At 58.2% G+C, this 7,136-nt stretch carries 7 protein-coding genes; 3 read left to right on the top strand and 4 right to left on the bottom strand.

From position 1 onward, the window contains the following. The first annotated feature begins 159 nt into the window (after positions 1–159). Positions 160–759, top strand: a complete 600-nt coding sequence (locus ACYVG7_RS11570) for a pseudouridine synthase (RefSeq protein WP_460883264.1) — start codon at positions 160–162, stop codon at positions 757–759. 80 nt (positions 760–839) lie between these two features. Then, positions 840–1,238, top strand: coding sequence for an NUDIX hydrolase (locus ACYVG7_RS11565; RefSeq protein WP_460883263.1), 399 nt, complete (start codon positions 840–842; stop codon positions 1,236–1,238). A 17-nt stretch (positions 1,239–1,255) separates the two neighbouring features. On the opposite strand, the gene ACYVG7_RS11560 is transcribed toward ACYVG7_RS11565, so the two are convergent. From ACYVG7_RS11560 to ovoA, 4 genes are all read right to left on the bottom strand, one after another. Then, complete coding sequence (locus tag ACYVG7_RS11560; protein ID WP_460883262.1) at positions 1,256–2,167, bottom strand: Gfo/Idh/MocA family protein; 912 nt, start codon at positions 2,165–2,167, stop codon at positions 1,256–1,258. A gap of 32 nt (positions 2,168–2,199) precedes the next feature. Then, entirely contained in the window at positions 2,200–2,739 is a 540-nt protein-coding gene (locus ACYVG7_RS11555; RefSeq protein ID WP_460883261.1) for a cupin domain-containing protein, read from the bottom strand. Positions 2,740–2,864: 125 nt separating this feature from the next. Beyond that, positions 2,865–3,989 carry an endonuclease/exonuclease/phosphatase family protein gene (locus ACYVG7_RS11550; protein WP_460883260.1) on the bottom strand — a complete coding sequence of 375 codons (1,125 nt, stop codon included), beginning with the start codon at positions 3,987–3,989 and terminating at the stop codon, positions 2,865–2,867. Positions 3,990–4,122: 133 nt separating this feature from the next. Then, positions 4,123–6,264 carry a 5-histidylcysteine sulfoxide synthase gene (ovoA, locus tag ACYVG7_RS11545; RefSeq protein ID WP_460883259.1) on the bottom strand — a complete coding sequence of 714 codons (2,142 nt, stop codon included), beginning with the start codon at positions 6,262–6,264 and terminating at the stop codon, positions 4,123–4,125. A gap of 159 nt (positions 6,265–6,423) precedes the next feature. Here ovoA and ACYVG7_RS11540 point away from each other — a divergent pair, with 159 nt between their 5' ends. Further along, positions 6,424–7,083 carry a substrate-binding periplasmic protein gene (locus ACYVG7_RS11540; RefSeq protein WP_460883258.1) on the top strand — a complete coding sequence of 220 codons (660 nt, stop codon included), beginning with the start codon at positions 6,424–6,426 and terminating at the stop codon, positions 7,081–7,083. The last annotated feature ends 53 nt before the right edge of the window (positions 7,084–7,136 follow it).

The raw sequence follows: 7,136 nt of genomic DNA, 5'->3' as shown, positions 1-7,136 counted from the left end.
CCCATCTGGCGCTCCCGGTGGTGAACCTAAGAGATCAGATCACCAAACTGCGGGATAGTTCCCTGATTTGAGCAACAACGCCATTATTTCCGCGAAATCGCCGATGAACCGAAGATCCCGTTTTACGAAACCATCCTCTATCAGGATGAACATCTCTTGGTGGTCGATAAACCCCATTTCCTGCCGGTGATCCCGACAGGTCAGTACGTGATGCAAACCCTGCAAGCTCGACTGATCCACCGTCTGCACAACAGCGAACTGCAACCATTGCACCGGCTGGATCGACATACCGCCGGACTAGTGTTGTTCTCGGTACAGCGCAGCTCCCGTGCCGCCTATCAAGGGCTGTTTTGCGAACGTGCCGTCGATAAATATTATGAAGCCATAGCCCCGGCCCTCCCCCAACTGGATTTTCCCCATCAGCGCAGCTCACGGATCGAGCGAGGCGAACGCTTCTTTCTATCCCAAGAAGTCGCGGGAGTCGCTAATGCCCACACCGAGATTGAAGTGCTGGAGCGACGAGAGGCTCTATGGCGCTATGGCTTGAATCCCATTTCGGGCAAGAAGCACCAACTGCGACTGCATATGGCCGCCTTGGGTGCTCCCATTTGCAATGACTGCTTCTATCCGGCGGTGGATGATGAGCTCGCCAACGACTATCAGCGCCCGCTGCAACTGCTGGCCAGGGAGTTACGCTTTATCGATCCTATCAGCCGCATCGAGCATCATTTCCGAAGCCAGCTAACGCTGCAGTGGTAGCACTTGAATCTCTAGAACCGTAGCGCTGGCAGGACAAATCGGCGTTATACTCAGCCGCTCTCATTGATTAAGGAAACCCCATGAACCATATCGATAAACTGGCTTGGTTATACCTGAAGGATCGACGCTTGCTGGTTGTCCGCTCACACCTGAAGAGTCTCTTTTATCTTCCTGGCGGCAAACGCGAACCCGGTGAGAGTGATGCGACGGCACTAAGCCGCGAGATCAAGGAGGAACTTTCGGTCACCCTGTTGCCCGAAAGTTTGCAGTTTACCGAGTTCTTCAAGGCTCAGGCCGATGGCAAGCCAGCAGGAGTTCAAGTACAGCTGACCTGTTATCAGGCTGAGTACAGCGGCCAACTGCAACCCGCAGCCGAAATTGCGGAACTGGCCTGGTTCAACACCGCCGATCTCGAGCGCAGCTCCCTGGTCGCCACTCTGGTTCTGAAGTGGCTCAAAGAGCGAGATCTGATTGATTGATGCAAGCTGCCTGGCGCTTAGTCGCGCCAGGCCTGCTGGATCAACGTATCGATGGGGAGAGCCTTGGCGGCGTTGAACAGCCCCAGTGACAGTCCTTCCCGGACCGAGGTCTCACCTCGGAACTGGCCGACCATGGCGGCAATGCTGCGCATATTGGCGCGGGTCCAGCAATCTTCGGCACACCACTCCCCTGCGGTCAGAGCCTCACCATTGAGGCGCAATGGTTCATAGCGCCAACTTTGCCCCCAGACAAAGCCGCCTTGCAGCTCCACTAGGCCCGCATCGGTATGCAGGCGGATCTGTTGACGGATCCCGGATAAACCCGGCCGCAGATGGCAGCTCAGATCAGCCTGGGTGGCCCCCAAGCAACACAAGATCTGATCGCCAAGTCGGTGACTCTCACCGGGGATCCAGCGCGGCTCGCCACACAGATGAACCAGGAATGATAGCGGGTGACTGGCCACCTCCAACCACCATTCGGCCGGAGAAAACTGCAGCGGCAACTCATAGTGGCAGCGCAATTCAATCCGGTGGATGACTCCCAGTCGCGGCCGCAGCGCCAGCAGAGCCTGGGCGGTATCGAGAAACGCAAAGGCATAGTTGACCCAGAGCCTATCGCCCAACCCGTTCAATGCATCAGCGCTGGCGTGGAGACCGAATAGCGGTTTTTCACAGATGACCGGAAAATCGGCCAGCTCCCGCAGCCAGTCACCATGACTGACCGCCGGTGTGGCCAACGTTACCAGATCCGGCGCCAGAGCGCGGATCTCGGCGGCCGAATCGACGATATGGGCAATGCCATGTCGGGCAGCCACATTCGCCAACTGCTGCCGCTCCCGTCCGCCCAACGCCACTACCTCGACCCCAGCCTGCCGTAAGGCATAGACATGCACCAAGCCCCAATTTGCGCCGATCACGACCGCTCTCATTGCCCACTCCCTCTCACTCATTTCTTTCCAACTCAACAGCGAATCATCACCGCCATAAAACGGGCACCATCGCCACCGGCCTGCGCCGTATGGCTCATATCAGGACCGACGCGATGACTATCTCCTGGCCGCAAACTCCAACGGTGGTGCTGGCCACGGGTATCCACCATCTCCACCGTCAGTTGACCGGCCAACAGGTAATAGATCTCTTCGCTGTGGGGATGAGTATGCCAGCCAATGCTGGCGTTCGGCTCCAGATAGCTATCCAGAATGCCATCCAGAGCGGACTGGCTGATGCCTTCGGCTTGCGCCCCCTGCTCACCCGCGACCCAGACGCAGTAATTGTTACCCTGCCCGGCAGCGGCTCCCGTAGCCGAGGCATTGGCATGCGCCGGGGAATAACAGACATGGGCCATACCCTTACCCTGCTTGAAATAGGCAGCCGTGGCGCTATCGCCCTGATAAACCGCTCCTTGCTGTTGATGGAACGACTCGCCGGGTTGCCAAGTACAAACAGGATCGTCGGCCGCGGGAACGGAAAAATTCGGGTTCAAGTGAGCGGGAAATGGCATGGTAGCGTCTGAAGGTAAACATCCGATAATCGCACCCTACGCGGTGGCGGAAAAATGGCAAGCACGGTGCGGGTGGAATCTGGCGGTGGAAGAGGCAACCGCTCCCTAGCGGGGGCGATCTCGACTCACGGCCATGTGAGATCAACCCGCAGCGGGCAATGATCACTCAAAAAGCGATAGGCATAGGCGCGTAACTGGCCCGGATGAGCCGGATCGAGAAATGGTTCCGCCGTCAGCGACTCCGGCAGCGCATGCCCGCGCAAGCCACCGGTCAAGAGGATGTGATCAATGGACGCACGCCCGTACCGGCTGGAGTAACAGCCCCGCGGCTGGCGAAAACCTCGCGTCAGCAGTTCCGGCTCGGCATCGGCGGGGAGCTGACTCGTCAATCGGGCCCACAGGCTGACACACGACTGGTCGAGAGACGGACACGCCGCCACCTTCGGCTCTTCATCAAAGGCGCGGTTAAAATCCCCCAGCAGGATCATCGGCACTTTTTGAGCCTGCCATTGGCGCAGTAACGAGGCCAATATCTTCCCCTGAGCCGCCAATTGCTGACACGCCGGATCCGTCGCATCAGCCATCCCGGCTGCCCGGCAACCAGATTTCAGATGTAACACCAGTACCTGGAACGGCTCACCCTGCACTGGCGTTAACTGTACCAACAAGCCGCCACGCGCCTCCCGGTGCAAGGGTGCACCCAGCTCGGGGACGGATATTGCCTGAATGGAACGCACCGCAGACCGCCGGACGGCAAGAGCAACTCGTTGCTTGCCATGCCGAGGCAATGGATTAGTGACCCACCACCAATCCGCACTCTCCTGGATGGACGCGACAGCATCGGTGGCCGATACGGTCGGCAGCCGGGGATGCCATGTCGATGCTACCCCCAGCACCCGGGCCAATGCGGCGTCGCCTTCAACCTCCTGCACCGCCAGCACATCGGCATGCAAGGCTGCGATACTGCGGGCCAATAACCGATAGGCGCCAGCCGTGCGAAATACGCCTTGCCGACAGCGGGGTGTTGGACGGGAGTCTAGCGTTGGAGAACGACTCGCCTCGCGTTGGCAAGCGGCTACAGCAGCCATATCGGGCAACGGCTCGTTCGCCAGCCAGGCGATATTGAAGGTGGCAATCCGCAAGGAGGCCCCCTCGACAACGCCGGACCAAGCCACCAGCAGCAGAGCAAGGAGCAGCAGAGGCCAAGCGAGAGGTAGCAGCGACAAACAAGAGAGCACGGGGCGACGCATCGACAGGCCTTGATGGGCAGACCGGATTGGCCTGCCCTTATCCTGCGCAGCAAGACGTCAGACGTCTAACTGTCAGCTCATCTGACAGCGGATGTCGAGAGCCCGTCGGCGCGCTACGGCTGCTTTGGCGGCACTAACCCCGTTTACGCCAGATCGTCACCTGGGCGATGGAGTGCTGGTACTTGCGGGCTGTTTCCCGGATCACAAAGGGTAGATCCTGCGGTGGAGCCAACTCCTCAAACTCAACCGCCAGCAGACGTTGCAAGGCTTGATAGGTACTCAAGGCCTCGCCGTTCTCACGCACGCCGCCCAACCAGTGTGTCTTGGGGGTAAAGGACTCCTGCCAGCTATAGGGCGAGCTGAGCACCAGCACACCACCGGCATTCATCCGCTTGCCTATCTCGCCCAAAAACCGCTTGGGATCCCACAAGCGATCGATCAGGTTGGCCGCCAGGACCAGATCGTAACCTTGATACTTGGGTTTGAGGTTGCACGCATCCCCTTGGCTGAACTGCACCCGCGCCAGTTGATCGGCTCCGATGCCCAGCGTCGACAGCCGCGCCTCGCAATACTCCAACAGATCCCCTTCCTGAGGCAGCGCATACCGAAAACGATCCTGACGCGCCAGGGTCAACGCCACATCGATGAACCGTGCCGAGAAATCAACCCCCTCGACATGAGCGCAGTGACGGGCCAACTCCAGGCTGGCGCGCCCGACCGAGCAGCCCAGATCCAGGGCTTTGCCCCCGGCAGGTACATAACGGCTCGCCAGCTGTGCCAACGCCTGGGCATAGTTGGCGACGCCAAAATAGTCGGGGCCATAGTGGGCATCCAGATACTGGGCAACCAAGGCATCGGTCTCGTACGGGTTCACACTCTGCGTTTCGCGATGGGAGGAGACCACATAACGGAAACCGGCATGCTGGAAGAAGTGGCGGCGGAATGCATACCGGGAGTGGCGAAGAGCCAGGTTACCGGTAGAAATCCAGGAGCCGCCCTTAATCAGATTGTGCTTGCCATCAAAAGTCGGGGTCGAAAAATCGTCATACAGGGAGTGAATGCAAAAACCGTCGAAACCATCGATAGCTGAACTGCTCCACTGCCAGACATTCCCCAACAGATCAAAGAAATCGCCCTGCGCAAAGAGATCCACCGGGCAAGAGGAGGCCCAATACTCCAGATTGATATTGCCAGGTGCCTGTGGCCAGTCCGGCTGATCAACCGCCACCTGTTGGCGCAATTGATACCACTCGGCCTCGCAAGGCAACTGCACCGACAGTCCGGTTTGCGCCGCCTTCCAACGACAGAAGGCCTCCGCCTCCAGTTGATTGACTTCCACCGGCCAATCCCACGGCATTGGCACTTCTTCACACATCAGCCGCAGGCGCAAATCAGCGGTCGGTTCACCAACCCAGAACGTAGGCTGCACGGCTTGGGTAAACTGACGCCAGCCCCAGCCCTCATCGCTCCACCAGCGCGCATCGAGATACCCCCCGGCCTGCACAAAATCCAGAAACTCGGCATTGCTCACTAGCATGCGGCTAGCTTGAAACGGCGCCAGAGCCACCTCTCGCTGGCCATACTCATTATCCCAGCCATAGGTGGCATCGCTATCCGGTTTCCCCAGACGAACCAGTCCTCCGGGCACAGCCAACAGGCTGTTGGCCGGTACCTGTGCCACCTGATGACGGGCCATCGGGCAGATGGGCCACCGGGACGAAGCCTGCACCCGGTGGAGAGGCAGTTGCCGGATCAACACCGAAGAGGTTTCCAGGTGGATGCGTTCGTGTTCAATACCCATCAGGATCACCCACGCCGGACTATGCCAGTCGATAGGCAGGCTCATGGGCATGGTCTGGATAAACTCGCTCACCCGCTGCCGCACCCTGCCGCGATACTGACGCAGTTCGGCGACGCTCGACCAGGCATAGTGACTCTCATCCAGGTCGTCCCAGCTCATTTCATCGACACCGATGGCGACCAGCGCCTCGATGCGGGAGTCCAATCGTTGCTGGATCCAGCCCCCGGCCAGCAGTTTATTGATAAAGAAAGCCGCGGTATGGCCGAAATAGAAGATCAAAGGATGACGCAGTGGAATAGCCTTATTGAACCAGGCCTCATCACCGACCAGGACATCAAACAGCGACTCATACAGATCATAGGTTTGCTGAAAATAGTCGAGCAGCTCCCGACGTTTGCTCTCGACATCTTCACCTTGCAACCCGAGGGTGCGCGTGAGGGGGGTAACAGGGACAGCTGGGCGTTCGACGTTCACGTCACGGCTCCTTGTGGGCGACTCAACAGAATTGACACGGGTATGCTCACCGTTATGGCTTGCGCGTTGGTATCTGACTATAACGAATCTAAATCCGTAAATGATCAATTCGTTTACCCGGAACATGGCATATCGACTGTTGGCTGTAGAGGAGGGTCGATGCGGAAACTGGTCAGTGGAATTTTATTCTGCATGCTCCTGCTGAGCCTGAGCGTTGGCGTACAAGCCGCTCCACTGCGCGTCGTCGTCAATCATGCGCCCCCTTATCGCATCATAGATCCACCCTACTACGGCGGTTATTACATCGAATTATTCCAGTTGGCCGCCGCACAGGCCGGATTGGAGATCCGTTTTTTGAGCGTTCCTCTCAAACGAGGTCTTCAGATGCTGGAAACAGGTGACGCCGACCTGATTCTAGGGCCAAATCGCACCGTGGAGCGCGAGAAGTTCCTAACCTTTTTGACCGAAATCCCCTTCCCGGCCGAAGACAAGGTCTTTGTGGTCGCCCACCTGGATCAGGTAATCACCAACCTGAATGACTTACAACATAAACGCATCGATGTTCTGGCCGGAGCGGCTTACCATCCTGATTTTGACCGTACCAGTCTGTTTAACAAGCATGAACTCAAAACCTACAAACAAGGATTACAGCGTCTGACACGGGATCGCAGTGATGTGGTCATCATTCCCGAGGCTCAAGCGGACTGGCTCATCGAATCGCTTCATCTCTCGCTCTTTAAATCCCCTTATCGCCTCCGGGGAGCGCCCTCCTATATCGCCTGGTCTCGCGAGGGCGCTGTTCCCTTTACGTGTTGTTGACTATTTTCACCCCACCCGATAACCAGGATTTTGCACTGTTGGGCTCTTGGTTG

Source organism: Pseudaeromonas pectinilytica, from assembly GCF_054780855.1.
This window is presented reverse-complemented; position numbering and strand designations above follow the sequence as displayed.

Bases quoted from the DNA above. Each gene is read 5' to 3' on its own strand.
- ACYVG7_RS11565 (WP_460883263.1), top strand. From the start codon at position 840: ATGAACCATATCGATAAACTGGCTTGGTTATACCTGAAGGATCGACGC.
- ACYVG7_RS11560 (WP_460883262.1), bottom strand. From the start codon at position 2,167: ATGAGAGCGGTCGTGATCGGCGCAAATTGGGGCTTGGTGCATGTCTAT.
- ACYVG7_RS11555 (WP_460883261.1), bottom strand. From the start codon at position 2,739: ATGCCATTTCCCGCTCACTTGAACCCGAATTTTTCCGTTCCCGCGGCC.
- ACYVG7_RS11550 (WP_460883260.1), bottom strand. From the start codon at position 3,989: ATGCGTCGCCCCGTGCTCTCTTGTTTGTCGCTGCTACCTCTCGCTTGG.
- ACYVG7_RS11540 (WP_460883258.1), top strand. From the start codon at position 6,424: ATGCGGAAACTGGTCAGTGGAATTTTATTCTGCATGCTCCTGCTGAGC.